This window comes from Bradyrhizobium sp. IC3123, from assembly GCF_020193625.1.
Classification (GTDB): Bacteria; Pseudomonadota; Alphaproteobacteria; order Rhizobiales; family Xanthobacteraceae; genus Bradyrhizobium; species Bradyrhizobium yuanmingense.
This window is the reverse complement of record NZ_JADYVF010000004.1, coordinates 373,765-387,825: the sequence shown is the minus strand read 5'-3', so window position 1 is coordinate 387,825 and position 14,061 is coordinate 373,765. Positions and strand designations below refer to the sequence as shown.

The window sequence follows — 14,061 nt, the reverse complement described above, 5'->3', positions numbered from 1 at the left end:
ACAGAAAACGGGAGGAGTATCAAATGAGATCGCCGAACGGAATATTTGCGGTCATGATGGCGGCAGGCTGGCTGGGTGCAATATCGCCTGCCGTTGCGGAGACGGTGCTCAAGATCCGCCCCTTCGGCGATCTCAAGCAGATCGATCCCGTGATCACGTCCGACTATATGGTTCGTAACCACGGCTATATGGTGTACGACACGCTGTTCTCACTGGACGAGAAGCTCGTCGCGCAGCCGCAGATGCTGGAGTCCTTTGCGGTCGGCAGCGATCAACTCACCTACACCTTCACGCTGCGCGGCGGCCTGACCTTCAGCAACGGCCAGCCGGTCACCGCGGAGGATGCGGTCGTATCGCTGAAGCGCTGGTGGCAGCGCGATGGCCTTGGCCAACAGCTTGCCTCCGTCAGCGACAGCCTGACGGTCAAGGACGAAAAATCCTTCGAACTGAAGCTCAAGCGCCCGTGGGGGCTGGTGATCGAGGCGCTCTCCAAGCCGAGCTCCAATGTGCCCTTCATCATGCCGAAGGGGATCGCTGCGACGCCGGCGGACACCGCCATCACGGATGCGACCGGCTCGGGTCCCTTCATCATGAAGAAGGACGAGTGGGTTCCGGGCTCCAAGGTCGTTTACGTCAAGAGCCCGTCTTACAAGTCGCGCGCGGAGCCGGCGAGCGGGCTTGCCGGCGGCAAGCTCGCCAAGGTCGACCGGGTCGAATGGCATTACATCCCGGATGCGCAGACCGCGCTCAATGCACTCCAGGCCGGCGAGATCGACATTTTCGAGGAGGTGCCGCCGGACTTCCTGCCGACGCTTGCCGGCAATCCCGACATCAAGACGATGCCGCAGGACACGCTCGGCATGCAGATGGTGTTCCGCATGAACATTTCGGTCCCGCCGTTCAACAATCCAAAGGTCCGGCAGGCGATCAGCTACATGATCGACCAGGACAAGTTCGCGCGAGCCTATGTCAGCGACCCCAAGCTCTACAAGAGCTGCCCGAGCTTCTACATGTGCTCATCGCCCTATTTCACGGCTGCCGGCTGGACCAAGCCCGATATCGAAAAGGCCAAGAAGCTGATTGCCGAGAGCGGTTATGACGGTACGCCGGTCGTGGTGCTGCATGCGACCGAAAGCGGGCCCACGAATACGTTCAGCCTCGTTGCCGAGCAGTTGATGCGTCAGATCGGCCTCAAGGTCGAACCTCAGGCGATGGACTGGGGCACGCTGGTTGGACGGCGCGCGTCCAAGGAAACCGTCGACAAGGGCGGCTGGTCACTGTTCATGTCGGGACCGACGGGCGCCGACATGTTCGAGCCGGTCGGCCACCTTGGGCTGCGCGCAAACTGCGACAAGGCCTGGTTCGGCTGGCCTTGCGACGAGCAGATCGAAAAGCTGCGCAACGAATTCGCGTTGGCGACAGATCCCGAGCAGAAAAAGAAGATCGCAGCCGACCTCCAGCTCCGCGCCGTCGACTATGTGCCGTATTGGCCGGCTGCACAGCTCTATCTGGTGCGGGCGGTACGCAGCAACGTTGACGGCCTCGTAAAGGGAGCGGTCCCGGTCTACTGGAACATCACCAAGAAGTAGTGCAATCCGGCACGGCGCCGGAGGAACCAATCGCTCCCAGCAACATTCAAATGGAGGGTTCGACGCGGGCCCGGGTTGCGCGCGCCTCCATCGTCTCGGCGTCCGTGACGTCGCCTCTGGCGATGGGGGAATCGTGGGTACGGTCATAGAGAACTTGCTGATGCGGAAGCAGAAGCTGGTGGAACAGCTCGAACAGGCGCCATCGGTGGAGGATCGCGACCGAATCGAGCACCAGCTCGAGCAGATCAACACCGCGCTCGATTTTCTCGACAGGCCGGGATCGAAGGAGGAGCGGTAGACGCGCTCAATCCACCTTCAACGCCCTAGCATAGACCATTCCCGAATTCGTGATGTGCGTCGTCATCAGGCCTTCGAAGGCGGCGAACTCGCCGCGCGCGAACAGATCGAGCAGCTTGCGGTGCTCGTCGAAGGACGTGCGGGTGCGCACGTCGATCGGCGAGGTCAGATTGGTGCGGAGCGCGGCGACGCGGCCGGAGACGAGCTGATAGGATTCGGCGAGATAGCGGTTGCCGCAATGGGCGAACAGCGCCTCGTGAAAAGCGGTGTCGGCGCGGCCATAGGCGATGTTGTCCTTTGCCGCGACGGCCGGCTCCATCGCCGCGATCGCCGCGCCCATGGACGCAATCGCGCCGTCGCGGTCATTGCGGAAGGCGAGCTCGGCGGCCTTGGGTTCGAGCGCAATGCGGAAGGTGCAGAGCGCATGGATGTCGTCCGCACTCGGCGTGAAGACGAAGCTGCCGACCTGGGGTCGGATCACCACGAGTCCCTGCGCCTGCAGCTGGCCCATGGCCTCGCGCACCGGTGTGCGGCTGACGCCGAAGGAATTGGCCACCATCTCCTCGGAGATGGCAGCGCCTAACGCGAACTCGCCGTCGATGATGGCCTGGCGCAGCCGCAGCATCACCCGCTGCGACAGCGATTTCGGCGTATCGAGCTTGAGCGATCGCATGGTACGTTCAGATCACCTTGCCGGGATTGAGCAGGTGATCGGGGTCGAGCGCTGCCTTGAGCGTGCGCATCAGCGCGATCTCGGCCTCGCCCCTCGCATGGCCCAGCCATTGCTTCTTCAAGGTGCCGATGCCGTGCTCGGCGGAGACGCTGCCGCCGAGCTCGCGGACCAGACCGTAGATGATCGCGTCCATCTCCTCCTTCGGCTGCTGCGCGACGGAAAGGCCGGTGACCCAGGCGACGAGATGCAGATTGCCGTCGCCGATATGGCCGTAATAGACGCTCTCGCAACCCTCGATGCCCGCAGCGAGCGCCGCCTTGCAGCGTGTGACGAACTCGTCCATCCGTGCCACCGCAAGGCCGATGTCGTAGGAGATGTGCGGCCCCAGCACCTGACCGAATTCGGCGCAGACGTCGCGCACGCGCCAGAAGGCTTGCGTCTGCCCCAGCGATTGGGCGACAGCGGCATCCGCCAGCAGCCCGCGCTCCATCAGCTCCTCGAGCCAGCTCTGGAAGCGCGGCGCATCCATGCTCTCGTCGGTGCCCTGCGCTTCCACCAGCACGTAGAGACCGTGGCCTGGGGCGACCGGCGGCTTCACGCCGGCGCGCTTCGTGATCACGTCCCAATAATCCGGCCACATCACCTCGAAGGCGGACAGCAGCGGGCCGAGCCCTGAGCGCGCCGCGTCGAGCAGCGCGATCACCGCGGCATAATCCTTCAAGGCGCACAGCGCGGCCATGGTCGAGCGCGGCTTCGGGAACAGTTTTAGCACCACGCGCGTGATGATGCCGAGGGTGCCTTCCGAGCCGATGAACAGATGCTTCAGGTCATAGCCGGCATTGTTCTTCATCAGCTTGTTGAGGCTGGTGATGACGGTGCCGTCGGGCAGCACCACTTCGAGACCAAGCACCAGCTCGCGCGTCATGCCGTAGCGGATCACGCGGTTGCCGCCGGCATTGGTCGAGAGATTGCCGCCGATCGCGCAGGAGCCGCGCGAGCCGAGATCGAGCGGAAAGAAGAAGCCGGCTTCGTCGGCCGCCTTCTGGATCGTCTCCAGCGGCGTGCCGGCTTTCACCGTCATCGTCATCGAGGCGCGATCGATCTCTTCGATGCCGGTCATGCGCTCCAGCGAGATCGCGACCCAGCCCGCTTCGGGCGAAGCGCCGCGGCACAGGCCGGTCAGTCCGCCCTGTGGCACGAACGGCAGATGCGCCTGCCGGCAGGTCGCAATCGCATCGGCGACGCCCTGCGCATCGACGGGGCGGATCACCGCGCGCGGCGTCTGCGGCAGGCTCGCGCTCCAGTCGTTGCAATTGCGCGCCGGCACATCTGTGCCAACAAGCACTGCCAGCGCGCCGAGCCTGTCGCGCAACGCGCCGAGCAATTGGTCGGGGCGTCCGGTGGGGGTCACCATGTCCATGCGAGACCTCCTCAAGATCTGGCCGCGCACATGGCGCGGAGGATTTGCATGAACGTTGTATGTAAGGTACAAGAGCAAAAGTAAAGTGAAAACAAGGTCTCGGCAAGCGCGAAAGATCGTTGGATATCAGCGGCTTGGCCGGGTGCGGCAGCAAAGGGTGGTTTGATGGCCGAGGCAATTTGCGGGTTCTGGGTGGCGTCGGCGACGCCGCTGGCGACGGACGGCAGTGTCGACGCCGCCAAGCTCGCCTCTCACGCCAAGCACCTCTTCGGCAAGGGCGTCGACGGCGTCGTGCTGTTCGGCACCACCGGCGAGGGGACCTCATTCAACGCCGCCGAACGGATTGCGACGATCGAAGCGATGCTCAAGGCCGGGGTCGCGGCGGAGCGCATCGGAATCGGCGGCGGCTTTCCGGCCATCACCGACAGCATTGCGCTGACGCGCGCCGTGCTCGGCCTCGGCCTGCGCCACGTGTTGCTGCTGCCGCCCTATTTCGATCGGAGTGTCACGCATGAAGGCATCGAGGACGCCTTTGCCGCCATCATCGACGGTGTTGCCGACGATCGCCTGCGCGCCTCGCTCTACCACATTCCGCAAGTCTCGGGCGTTGCGATCCCGACGACAGTCGCCGCAAGCCTGCGCAAGCGCTACGGCCAAGTGGTTGCCGGTCTGAAGGACTCCAGCGGCGACTTCAAGCAGTTCCAGGCATTCCGTGCCGCCGCGCCCGACCTCGCCATCACCGTCGGCAACGAAGCCGATATCACTCGCGCGATCGCCGCCGGCGGCGCCGGCACCATCTGCGGCATGGCCAACATTGCGCCGGAGCTGGTCAAGGCGATGGTTGACGGCAAGAACGTCGAAGCGCGCATGCAGGCGGCGGTCGACGTCGTGCTGAAGACGCCCTCCCTTGTCGCAACGCTGAAGGCGATCCTTGCGGCGCAGACCGGCGATGCAGGTTGGTTGCGCGTGCGTCCGCCGCTCCGCGCTTTGTCGGACGGCAGTGCGTTCAAGCGGAAGCTCGACGAGTTGATCGCTCCCGCCATCGCGTGATCGTGAAATATCGGGCCACGATTTCGCGTGCAGCGTGTCATGCGCGGTGCACCGGCAATTCATGATTGCTGTTCAGCATCCGCCTCCTCTTAGAACAATTCAACACTAGAGCGATTCAAGCCCGGCTACGGTTCTCCTTGATCGCGGCGGCTGTTACAGGCGCACACTTCAATGCTCCTGACTTGAAGTGGAATGAAAGTGCGTGCCTTCGTGGATGGCCAACGTGACAACGGCCATCGAACCCGTGCCGGCAAGAGCCGTGCAGGTCTTCTCATGGGAGCAGCGGTGCTGCTCATCGAATATCCCTTCACCACGACGAGCGCACAGGCGCAATCGGCTCTGCCGCCGGTGACGGTGGAGGCGACGGCGCCACGACCGAAGCCGGCACGTGCATCGGAGCAGTCGTCACGCCGCGCGCAAACGGCGGCGCGCCGCCAGCCCAGCCGCAATCCCGCACCCGCGGCGCCGACGCTGTCGGAGCGCGCCGCTGCCGTAGCCGCCGCACAGCAAGCCGCAAAGCTCGGCTACCGCGCGATGCCGAGCGCGACCACGCTGCGCAGCGGCGCCTCGCCGCTCGACACCTCGCAGGCCGTCAACGTCGTGCCCGCGCAGGTGCTGAAGGACCAGCTCCCGCGCAACATCGACGACGCGCTGAGCAACGTCTCCGGCGTCACCCAGACCAACACGCTCGCCGGCAGCCAGGACGCGGTGATCCGCCGTGGCTTCGGCGACAACCGCGACGGCTCGATCATGCGCAACGGCATGCCGCTGGTGCAGGGCCGCAGTCTCAATCCTGCGGTCGAAAGCGTCGAGGTGCTGAAAGGCCCGGCCTCGCTGCTCTACGGCATCATGGATCCCGGCGGCATCGTCAACACCATCAGCAAGCGGCCCGAGCTCTATCAGCACGGCTCGGTCACGCTGCTCGGCTCGGCCTTCAGTGCCTCCAAGACCGGTGCCGACGGCCTGCTCGACGTCACCGGTCCGATCGGCGACCAGGGGCTCGCCTATCGTTTCATCGGCTACGGCGTCAGCGAGGATTATTGGCGGAATTTCGGTCGTCACCGCGAGATGCTGGTTGCGCCCTCGCTCGCGTGGTACGGCCAGGACACCACGGTGCAGCTGAACTACGAGCACCGCGAGTTCATCTATCCGTTCGACCGCGGCACCGCGTTCAATCCGGTGACGAAGGCGCCGCTGGCCGTACCAGCTACGCGCCGGCTGGATGAGCCTTTCAACAACACCTGGGGCACGTCCGATCTGATCCAGGCTTCGGTCGAGCACCGCTTCAACCAGGATTGGAAGCTCTACGCAGGCTACAGCTACAACACCGAAACCTTCAGCGCCAACCAGCTCCGCATCACCGGCATCAATTTCACGACCGGCGTCGAGACGCGCAGCAACGACGGCACGGGAAGCTCGCTGAGCAATGTCAGCTATGGGACATCCTATGTCTCGGGCGGCTTCTGGCTCGGCGACATGCGCAACGAGATGCTATTCGGCGGCGACGGTCAGTATCGCACGATCTACCGCGACGTCTTGATCCGGCAGACAACTCCCGCCTTCAACGTCTACGATCCTGTCTATGGGCTGATCGGGCCTGGAACCAGGGTGTCGAACCCCGACAGCGCCCAGACCGACAAGCTTGGCCAGTGGTCGCTGTTCTTCCAGGACACGCTGCATCTGACCGAGCGGTTCGCACTGGTCGGTGGTGTGCGCTATATGGACTACGATCAGATCGCCGGACGCGGAAAGCCGTTCAACACCAACACAAACGTGTCGCAAGACAAGGTGCTCCCGCTTGGCGGCGCGATTTTCAAGCTGACCGACCAGATCTCGCTTTATGCGAGCTACACCGAATCGCTGAAGCCGAATTCGACGATTGCGCCGATCGGCGTGGTGATCGACTCCAGGGTCGCGCCCGAGGAGGGTGTGTCGTACGAGACCGGCGTGAAGTTCGACATCAAACAGCGCATCTCCGGAACCGTCGCATTCTACGACCTCGACAAGAAGAATGTGCAAACGACGAAGACGAACAGCGCGGGCGTGGTGGAGCTTCACACCGTCGGCCGCGCTCATTCGCGCGGCCTCGAAATCGACGTCACCGGCAGGCTCACCGACGATTGGGCGTTGATTGGGAGCTATGGCTATACCGACGCCCGCGTGACGGCCTCCGAGGATCTGACGTTGCTCGGCAAGAAGCTGCAAAACGTCGCCTTGAACACCGCTTCGCTCTATCTGGTCTACGACTTCGGCACCGCATTGCCCGGCCAGCTCCGTCTCGGCGGCGGGGCGCGCTATGTCGGCGATCGTCCCGGCGATTCGATCAACAGCTTCTTCCTGCCGTCGTATGTCGTCGCAGACCTCTTTGCGACTTACGAGACGAAACACGAGCAGTTTCCGGTGGTGTACCAGGTGAACGTCAAGAACCTGTTCGACACGGTCTACTATCCCTCAGCCGTGAATAATTTAAACGTCGCTATCGGCGACGCGCGCCGGGTGTCTCTCTCGGCGACGGTGAAGTTCTAGCCATGGCCGCGCGGCCCGGGCACATGATCAAAACTGTCCTGCTCCAGGTCCATTCCATCGCAGGCCTGGTGCTCGCGCTGCTGCTAGCCTTGATCGCGCTGACCGGCGCGATCATGAGTTTCGAGGACGAGATCGTCGATCATCTCAACGCCGGCATCATGCATGTCGTGCCACGCGAGATGCCGGCGCTGATGCCGGACGAGCTGGTCGCGCGGCTGAAAGCGGAGCAGGGTTTCAGCCAGGTCTCGGCCGTCATGTTGTCGAGCGATCCGACTGCGGCCGTGCGGGTCCGCTTCGCGCGCGACGAGCAGGGCGAGCGGCCGAATTCGCTCTATGTCGACCCCTATGATGCGCGCGTGCTGGGTGCGCCGCGCGGCGAGGCGTTCTTCGCGACGGTTCGGAAGCTGCATCGCTGGCTGCTGATCCCTGGCGATGCCAAGGGCTGGGGACGCCAGATCACCGGTGTGGCCGCGCTCGGCCTGATCGTCATGCTGGTCTCGGGCCTCGTGCTGCGCTGGCCCCGCCGCGTGCGCAGCGTGAAGATGTGGCTCAAGCCCAATCTCGGTCTCGGCGGACGCGGGCTGCATCGCTCGCTGCATGCGGTGATCGGCACCTGGGTTCTTCCGGTCTATCTGGTGATGACGCTCACGGGCCTGTGGTACTCGTTCGACTGGTACAAGGACGGCGTCGTCTGGCTGCTGTCGCGTCCAGAAGTCTCTGCCGCGAAGATGCAGCCAAGAATGTCCGCGAAGGCGCCGCGTGCGGCGGCTCGTTCCGAGCCGGCCCAGCCGATCGGGTTCGACCCGGCATGGACGACGTTCCGGCGTGAGGAGGGCGACCGCTTCGCCAGGGCTTTGCTGACGCTGCCGCCCAGCCCCGGCACGGTGATACGGATCCGGTCGTGGGGGAAGGATTCGACGCTCGACACCAAGCGCGATGAATTCCGGATCGATGCCGTCACCGGTCAGGTCGCCTCCGCCGAACGTTACGCCGACAAGACGTTCGGCGAGAAGATCATAGCCAACATGCTCGATATCCATCGCGGCGCGGTCCTGGGCTGGCCCGGCAAGCTCGCCTTCATGATTGCCGCGGCCCTGATGCCGCTGTTCTCGGTCACCGGCATTTTGCTCTATCTGTCGCGCCGCAAGCTGCGGCGCCCGGCGCAGCCGCCGCTCGGCCGGCTCGTTCCCGGCGAGTGAGTTGCTGCCGAAGAGGCTAGCCAACACCTCGACAATCGTTCAAAAGCCTGTGGCACGTCCTTGTCAGGTTTTCGCCATGAAGCTTCCGACCGTCACCCCCGCCGACATCCGCCGCGCACTGCTCCTGCGCGAGGAGATCGCGCTGCTCGATCTCAGATACGAGGCGGCCTTTGCCACCGGTCATCCGCTGTTCGCCGCCAACATGGCTGCGGACCGGATCGCAGTGGAGGCCGAGGTGCGGCTGCCGCGTAAGGACGTGGCGATTGTGCTTTATGATGACGGCGAGGGGCTGGTTGCGACCGGCGCCGAGCGTCTGGATGCACTCGGCTACAGCAATGTCAGCGCACTCGAGGGCGGGCTGAAGGCGTGGCGCGAAGCGGGCTTCGAGGTTTTCGAGGACGTCAATTCCTATTCCAAGGCTTTCGGCGAGCTGGTCGAGTCGCGTCGCCACACGCCCTCGCTGAGCGCCGACGAGGTGGCAAAGCTCATCGCCGACAAGGCCAACATCGCCATCCTCGACGTCCGCCGCTTCGACGAATACGCGACCATGAACATCCCGGGCTCGGTCAGCGTGCCCGGCGCGGAGCTGGTGCTGCGGGCAGGCCAGGCCGCGCCCGATCCTGAAACCACGATCATCGTCAATTGCGCCGGCCGTACCCGCTCCATCATCGGCACGCAATCGCTGATCAATGCCGGCGTGCCGAACAAGGTGCGGGCGCTGCGCAATGGCACCATCGGCTGGACGCTGGCGCGCCACGGGCTCGATCACGGCGCCGACAGGCGCGGGGCGATCGGCCCGTTCGAGGGCGGTCCGGCCAATGCCCGCGATGTCGCCTATCGCGCCGGTGCCCGCCATATCGGCGCGAACGAGATGGCGGCGCTGGTCGCAGAGACCCATCGCACGCTGTATCGCTTCGACGTGCGCGATGCCGAGGACTATGCAGCAGGGCATCTCCCCGGCTTCCGCCATTATCCTGGCGGCCAGCTCGTGCAGGAAACCGACATGGCCGCGCCCGTGCGCGGCGCGCGCATCGTCCTGACCGATGACAGATGCGTCCGCGCCGACATGACGGCGTCCTGGCTGGCGCAGATGGGTTGGGAAGTCTATGTGCTCGAGGGCGGCTATGATTGCGCGCTGGAAATCGGTCCACCGCAAGTCTTGCCGAGGCCCGACCCGGCCCACCGCTACCGCCGTCCCTATGAAGGCACCGATGTGGCCGAAGCTGCGATGCAGGCCTATCTCGATTGGGAATACGGCCTCGTCGAGCAGCTCCGCCGCGACGGCACGCACGGGTTCTATGTGATTTGACCGAGCTCTGGGATGCCAAGCGCATCCTCAGCTCCGGCCGTCTTCTCCCCGTATCCGTTCCCTATTGTGCTGCGCACCGCCCGCGGTCTATGTGCGAAGGCAAAGCTGCCATCTACGGAGATGCCATGTCCGCCCCAGGCCAAAGCCCTGAGCGAAGCGCCAAGGCGCTGCTGCTCGAAGGCGTCAATGATAGCGCTGTCGACCTTTTTAGGGGCGCGGGCTTCACCAATGTCGAACGGCTGACCAAGGCGCTGGACGGCGCGGATCTGCGGCGCGCGCTCGAGGGCGTGTCGCTGCTCGGCATCCGTTCGCGCACGCAGATCACGGATGAGGTTCTGGCGGCGGCCGGCCAGCTTCTCGCGGTCGGCTGCTTCAGCGTCGGCACCAACCAGGTCGATCTTTCGGCGGCGCGCAAGCGCGGTATTCCCGTCTTCAACGCCCCGTTCTCCAACACGCGCAGCGTCGCCGAGCTCGTCATCGGCGAGATCGTGATGCTGCTGCGGCGGATCTTTCCGCGCTCGGTGTCGGCCCATGCCGGGGGCTGGGACAAATCGGCGGCGGGCAGCCGCGAGGTGCGCGGCCGCACGCTTGGCATCGTCGGCTACGGCAATATCGGCTCGCAGCTTTCGACGTTGGCCGAAGCCATGGGCATGCGCGTGATCTATTTCGACCGCACCGACAAGCTTCGCCACGGCAACACCGAGCCGGTCGAGAAGCTGGAAGATCTGCTGGCGCAGAGCGACGTCGTCAGCCTGCACGTGCCGGAGACGCCGGAGACTGCGGGCATGATCGGCGAGAGGGAGCTGCGGGCGATGAAGCCGGGCTCGTTTCTGATCAACAACAGCCGCGGCACCGTGGTCGATCTCGATGCGCTGGCGCGTGCCTTGCGCGACGGTCATCTCGCCGGTGCGGCCGTCGACGTCTTTCCCGTCGAGCCTTCGTCGAATGCCGATCGTTTCAATAGTCCCATTCAGGGCATCGAGAACGTCATCCTCACCCCCCATATCGGTGGGTCGACTGAGGAGGCGCAGGAGCGCATCGGCGGCGAGGTCGCGCGAAAACTGGTCGACTATTTCATTACCGGCTCGACGATGGGCGCGGTCAACTTCCCGGAGGTGCAGCTGCATCTTCGTCCCTCCGGTGCACGCTTCAGCCATGTCCATCGCAACGTGCCCGGCATGTTGCGGCGGCTGAACGAGGTCTTCCTTCAGCGCGACATCAACATCGCCGCGCAATATCTGGAGACCGCCGGCGACCTCGGCTACGTCGTGCTCGACGCCGATCTCGGCGGTCAGGATTCCGGCGAGCTGCTGCGGCAGATCCGCGGCCTCGAGGGAACGGTCGGGGCGCGGCTGGTATTTGAGCACTAAACCGCCCACGTTCCGGTTGCATCTTGCGGCCGGTGCTCCCACACTGCGGTCGAATTCGACGTGTTCCAATCACGCCGAATTTGAGCTTCAGTTGCGTGAGTGTCCGCCATGGAACGGGACGCCGTACTGATTGATCTCGCGCTGCAGGGCGGCGGTTCGCATGGCGCCTTCTCCTGGGGTGTGCTCGACCGTCTTCTGGAAGAGAAATGGCTGGAGATCGCCGCGATCTCCGGAACCTCCGCAGGCGCGATGAATGCGGCGGTCCTGGCGGACGGGTGGACGGCCGGCGGCGCCGAGGGGGCGCGTGAGGCGCTTGACCGATACTGGCGTCGTATCTCGAAGGCCGCGGCCTTCAGCCCGCTACAGCGCTCTCCGCTCGACCGCTTGATGGGGCGCTGGACCCTCGATACGTCGCCGTTCTACATCCTCACCGATTTGATGTCGCGTGTGCTCTCGCCCTACGACCTCAATCCTATCGGTTACAATCCGCTGCGCGCGGTGCTGGCCGAGAGCATCGATTTCGAACGGCTCGTGCGCTCGCCGATCCAGCTATTCATCACCGCGACCCGGGTACGCACCGGGCGCGGACGTATCTTCCGCAACGCGGAGATCACGGCCGACGTGCTGCTGGCATCGGCCTGTCTTCCAACCATGTTCCGCGCGATCGAGATCGACGGCGAGCCCTATTGGGACGGCGGCTATGCCGGCAACCCGACCATCACGCCGCTGGTCCGCGAAAGCGACGCGCATGACACCATTCTCGTCCAGATCAATCCGACCGAGCGGCCGGAGCAACCGCGGACGGCTGCGGAGATCCTCAACCGTCTCAACGAAATCTCCTTCAACTCGCCGCTGATGAAGGAGCTGCGCATGATCGCGCTGCTGCGCCAGGCGGCCGATCCGGGCAGCGGCGAGGGCGCGCGCTGGGCGAAGATGCGCACGCACCGGATCAAGAGCGACATGCTGGCGAAGTTCGGGGCCTCCTCGAAGCTCAACGCGGAGTGGGAGTTCGTCTCGATGCTGCGCGCCGAGGGACGCATGGCCGCGGACAACTTCCTCGCCGAGCACGGCGCGGAGATCGGCCACCGCTCGACCGCCGATCTCGATGTCCTGCTGTCGGAGTGCTGAGGCATGGGTCTCCTCGGCCTCCTCGTCGGACTCGGTCTGCTCGTCCTATTCGCCTTCCGCGGTTGGAGCGTCCTGCTGCTCGCGCCGTTCGCCGCACTCATTGCTGCGTTGTTCGGCGGTGAGCCGCTGCTCGCGAACCTGACCCAGGTGTTCATGGTGAACGCGGCGGGATTTCTGGCGCAGTTCTTTCCGATCTTTCTGCTTGGTGCCGTCTTCGGCAAGTTGATGGACGACAGTGGCGCGGTGACGTCGGTCGCCGGCTTCATGGCGGAGCGCCTCGGCGAACGCCGCGTGATCCCGGCGGTCGTGCTCGCCGGCGCGCTGGTCACCTATGGTGGTGTCAGCCTGTTCGTTGCGTTCTTCGTCATCGTTCCAATGGCCCGCTCGCTGTTTCGTGCCGCTTCGATTCCGCGTCGTCTGATCCCGGCCGCGATCGTGCTGGGAACGTCGACCTTCACCATGTCGGCCCTACCTGGCACGCCGTCGATCCAGAATGCGATTCCGATGCCGTTCTTCGGCACGACGCCGTTTGCCGCGCCGGGCCTCGGCATCGTCGGCTCGCTCATCATGCTCGGCGCGGGATTGTGGTGGCTGCATCGCGCCGAAGCTGCGGCGCGCCGCGCCGGGGAAGGCTATGGCGACGACGCCGAGGGCGCGATCGAGCAGGCCGCTGCTGACGAGCTCGTGCGCGAGCGCGCGACGACTGCCCGCGAGTTCGATCCGGCGGAGCTACAGCACGGTCATCGCAGCGAGCGGCCGTCGCCCGTGCTGAACGCCATGGCGCCGCTCGTCGTTGTCGTGACCGTCAACCTGGTGATGTCGCTGGTGGTGCTGCCGCGGCTCGATGTCAGCTATCTCGCCGAGCCGCGCTTTGGCGACACGACGCTTGCGGCGGTCGCAGGCGTGTGGTCGGTCGCGGTGGCGCTGGCTGCCGCCATCGTCACGACCATCGCGCTGAACTGGGCGCGCCTGCCGGTGCTGCGCCGGACCATGGACGCCGGGGCCAATGCGTCGGTCCTGCCTGCGTTCAGCGTCGCCAGCCTCGTCGGCTTCGGCGCCGTCGTGGCCTCGCTGCCGGCGTTCACGATCGTGCGCGACTGGGTGCTGGCGATCGAAGGGGGACCGCTGGTCTCGCTCGCCGTCGCGACCAACATCCTGGCCGCGCTGACCGGGTCGGCGTCGGGCGGCCTGACCATCGCCCTCGATGCTCTCGGCCCGACCTATGTCGAACTTGCCGCGCGCCACGGCATCGACCTTGCGCTGATGCATCGCGTGGCGGTGATCGGCGCGGGAACGCTGGACATCCTGCCGCATAACGGTGCGGTGGTCAGCCTGCTCGCGATCTGCGGCCTGACCCATCGCGACAGCTATTTCGATATCGTCATGGTCGGTATCGTGACCTCGCTCCTGGCGCTGCTGGCGGTGATCGCCCTGGGCACTGCGCTGGGCTCGTTCTGACGGAAAGCCGGCGCCAGCGATTGACGGACGGGCGAAGGTTGC

General features: G+C 65.1%; 11 protein-coding genes. 9 read left to right on the top strand and 2 right to left on the bottom strand.

The window, feature by feature from the left end; translation table 11 throughout:
- Positions 1 to 23 precede the first annotated feature (23 nt).
- Positions 24 to 1,589 (top strand): ABC transporter substrate-binding protein, encoded by a 1,566-nt coding sequence (locus tag I6F20_RS16205; protein ID WP_036026857.1) that lies wholly within the window; start codon positions 24 to 26, stop codon positions 1,587 to 1,589.
- A gap of 160 nt (positions 1,590 to 1,749) precedes the next feature.
- On the top strand, positions 1,750 to 1,887 hold the full coding sequence (locus I6F20_RS16200) for a hypothetical protein (RefSeq protein WP_162130853.1): 138 nt from the start codon (positions 1,750 to 1,752) through the stop codon (positions 1,885 to 1,887).
- Positions 1,888 to 1,893: 6 nt separating this feature from the next.
- On the opposite strand, the gene I6F20_RS16195 is transcribed toward I6F20_RS16200, so the two are convergent.
- Both I6F20_RS16195 and I6F20_RS16190 read right to left on the bottom strand, forming a co-directional pair.
- Positions 1,894 to 2,559 carry a GntR family transcriptional regulator gene (locus tag I6F20_RS16195; protein ID WP_225126954.1) on the bottom strand — a complete coding sequence of 222 codons (666 nt, stop codon included), beginning with the start codon at positions 2,557 to 2,559 and terminating at the stop codon, positions 1,894 to 1,896.
- A 7-nt stretch (positions 2,560 to 2,566) separates the two neighbouring features.
- Complete coding sequence (locus I6F20_RS16190) at positions 2,567 to 3,979, bottom strand: FAD-binding oxidoreductase (protein WP_225126953.1); 1,413 nt, start codon at positions 3,977 to 3,979, stop codon at positions 2,567 to 2,569.
- Between the two features lie 165 nt (positions 3,980 to 4,144).
- On the opposite strand from I6F20_RS16190, the gene I6F20_RS16185 reads away from it, so the two are divergent.
- The 7 genes from I6F20_RS16185 to I6F20_RS16155 all read left to right on the top strand — a co-directional run bounded on the left by I6F20_RS16185 (position 4,145) and on the right by I6F20_RS16155 (position 14,019).
- Complete coding sequence (locus tag I6F20_RS16185; protein WP_225126952.1) at positions 4,145 to 5,029, top strand: dihydrodipicolinate synthase family protein; 885 nt, start codon at positions 4,145 to 4,147, stop codon at positions 5,027 to 5,029.
- 192 nt (positions 5,030 to 5,221) lie between these two features.
- Complete coding sequence (locus I6F20_RS16180; RefSeq protein ID WP_225126951.1) at positions 5,222 to 7,555, top strand: TonB-dependent siderophore receptor; 2,334 nt, start codon at positions 5,222 to 5,224, stop codon at positions 7,553 to 7,555.
- 2 nt (positions 7,556 to 7,557) lie between these two features.
- Positions 7,558 to 8,754 (top strand): PepSY-associated TM helix domain-containing protein, encoded by a 1,197-nt coding sequence (locus I6F20_RS16175; protein WP_225126950.1) that lies wholly within the window; start codon positions 7,558 to 7,560, stop codon positions 8,752 to 8,754.
- A gap of 76 nt (positions 8,755 to 8,830) precedes the next feature.
- Positions 8,831 to 10,063, top strand: coding sequence for a rhodanese-like domain-containing protein (locus I6F20_RS16170; RefSeq protein ID WP_225126949.1), 1,233 nt, complete (start codon positions 8,831 to 8,833; stop codon positions 10,061 to 10,063).
- Between the two features lie 125 nt (positions 10,064 to 10,188).
- Positions 10,189 to 11,433, top strand: coding sequence for a phosphoglycerate dehydrogenase (serA, locus tag I6F20_RS16165; protein WP_225126948.1), 1,245 nt, complete (start codon positions 10,189 to 10,191; stop codon positions 11,431 to 11,433).
- Between the two features lie 108 nt (positions 11,434 to 11,541).
- Positions 11,542 to 12,561: a patatin-like phospholipase family protein gene (locus I6F20_RS16160; protein ID WP_225126947.1), complete on the top strand. Its 1,020-nt coding sequence runs from the start codon at positions 11,542 to 11,544 to the stop codon at positions 12,559 to 12,561.
- Between the two features lie 3 nt (positions 12,562 to 12,564).
- Complete coding sequence (locus I6F20_RS16155) at positions 12,565 to 14,019, top strand: GntP family permease (RefSeq protein WP_225126946.1); 1,455 nt, start codon at positions 12,565 to 12,567, stop codon at positions 14,017 to 14,019.
- Positions 14,020 to 14,061 lie beyond the last annotated feature (42 nt).

Bases quoted from the DNA above. Each gene is read 5' to 3' on its own strand.
- I6F20_RS16170 (WP_225126949.1), top strand. From the start codon at position 8,831: ATGAAGCTTCCGACCGTCACCCCCGCCGACATCCGCCGCGCACTGCTC.
- I6F20_RS16205 (WP_036026857.1), top strand. From the start codon at position 24: ATGAGATCGCCGAACGGAATATTTGCGGTCATGATGGCGGCAGGCTGG.
- I6F20_RS16190 (WP_225126953.1), bottom strand. From the start codon at position 3,979: ATGGACATGGTGACCCCCACCGGACGCCCCGACCAATTGCTCGGCGCG.
- I6F20_RS16155 (WP_225126946.1), top strand. From the start codon at position 12,565: ATGGGTCTCCTCGGCCTCCTCGTCGGACTCGGTCTGCTCGTCCTATTC.
- I6F20_RS16200 (WP_162130853.1), top strand. From the start codon at position 1,750: ATGCGGAAGCAGAAGCTGGTGGAACAGCTCGAACAGGCGCCATCGGTG.
- I6F20_RS16195 (WP_225126954.1), bottom strand. From the start codon at position 2,559: ATGCGATCGCTCAAGCTCGATACGCCGAAATCGCTGTCGCAGCGGGTG.
- I6F20_RS16175 (WP_225126950.1), top strand. From the start codon at position 7,558: ATGGCCGCGCGGCCCGGGCACATGATCAAAACTGTCCTGCTCCAGGTC.
- I6F20_RS16180 (WP_225126951.1), top strand. From the start codon at position 5,222: ATGAAAGTGCGTGCCTTCGTGGATGGCCAACGTGACAACGGCCATCGA.
- serA (WP_225126948.1), top strand. From the start codon at position 10,189: ATGTCCGCCCCAGGCCAAAGCCCTGAGCGAAGCGCCAAGGCGCTGCTG.
- I6F20_RS16160 (WP_225126947.1), top strand. From the start codon at position 11,542: ATGGAACGGGACGCCGTACTGATTGATCTCGCGCTGCAGGGCGGCGGT.
- I6F20_RS16185 (WP_225126952.1), top strand. From the start codon at position 4,145: ATGGCCGAGGCAATTTGCGGGTTCTGGGTGGCGTCGGCGACGCCGCTG.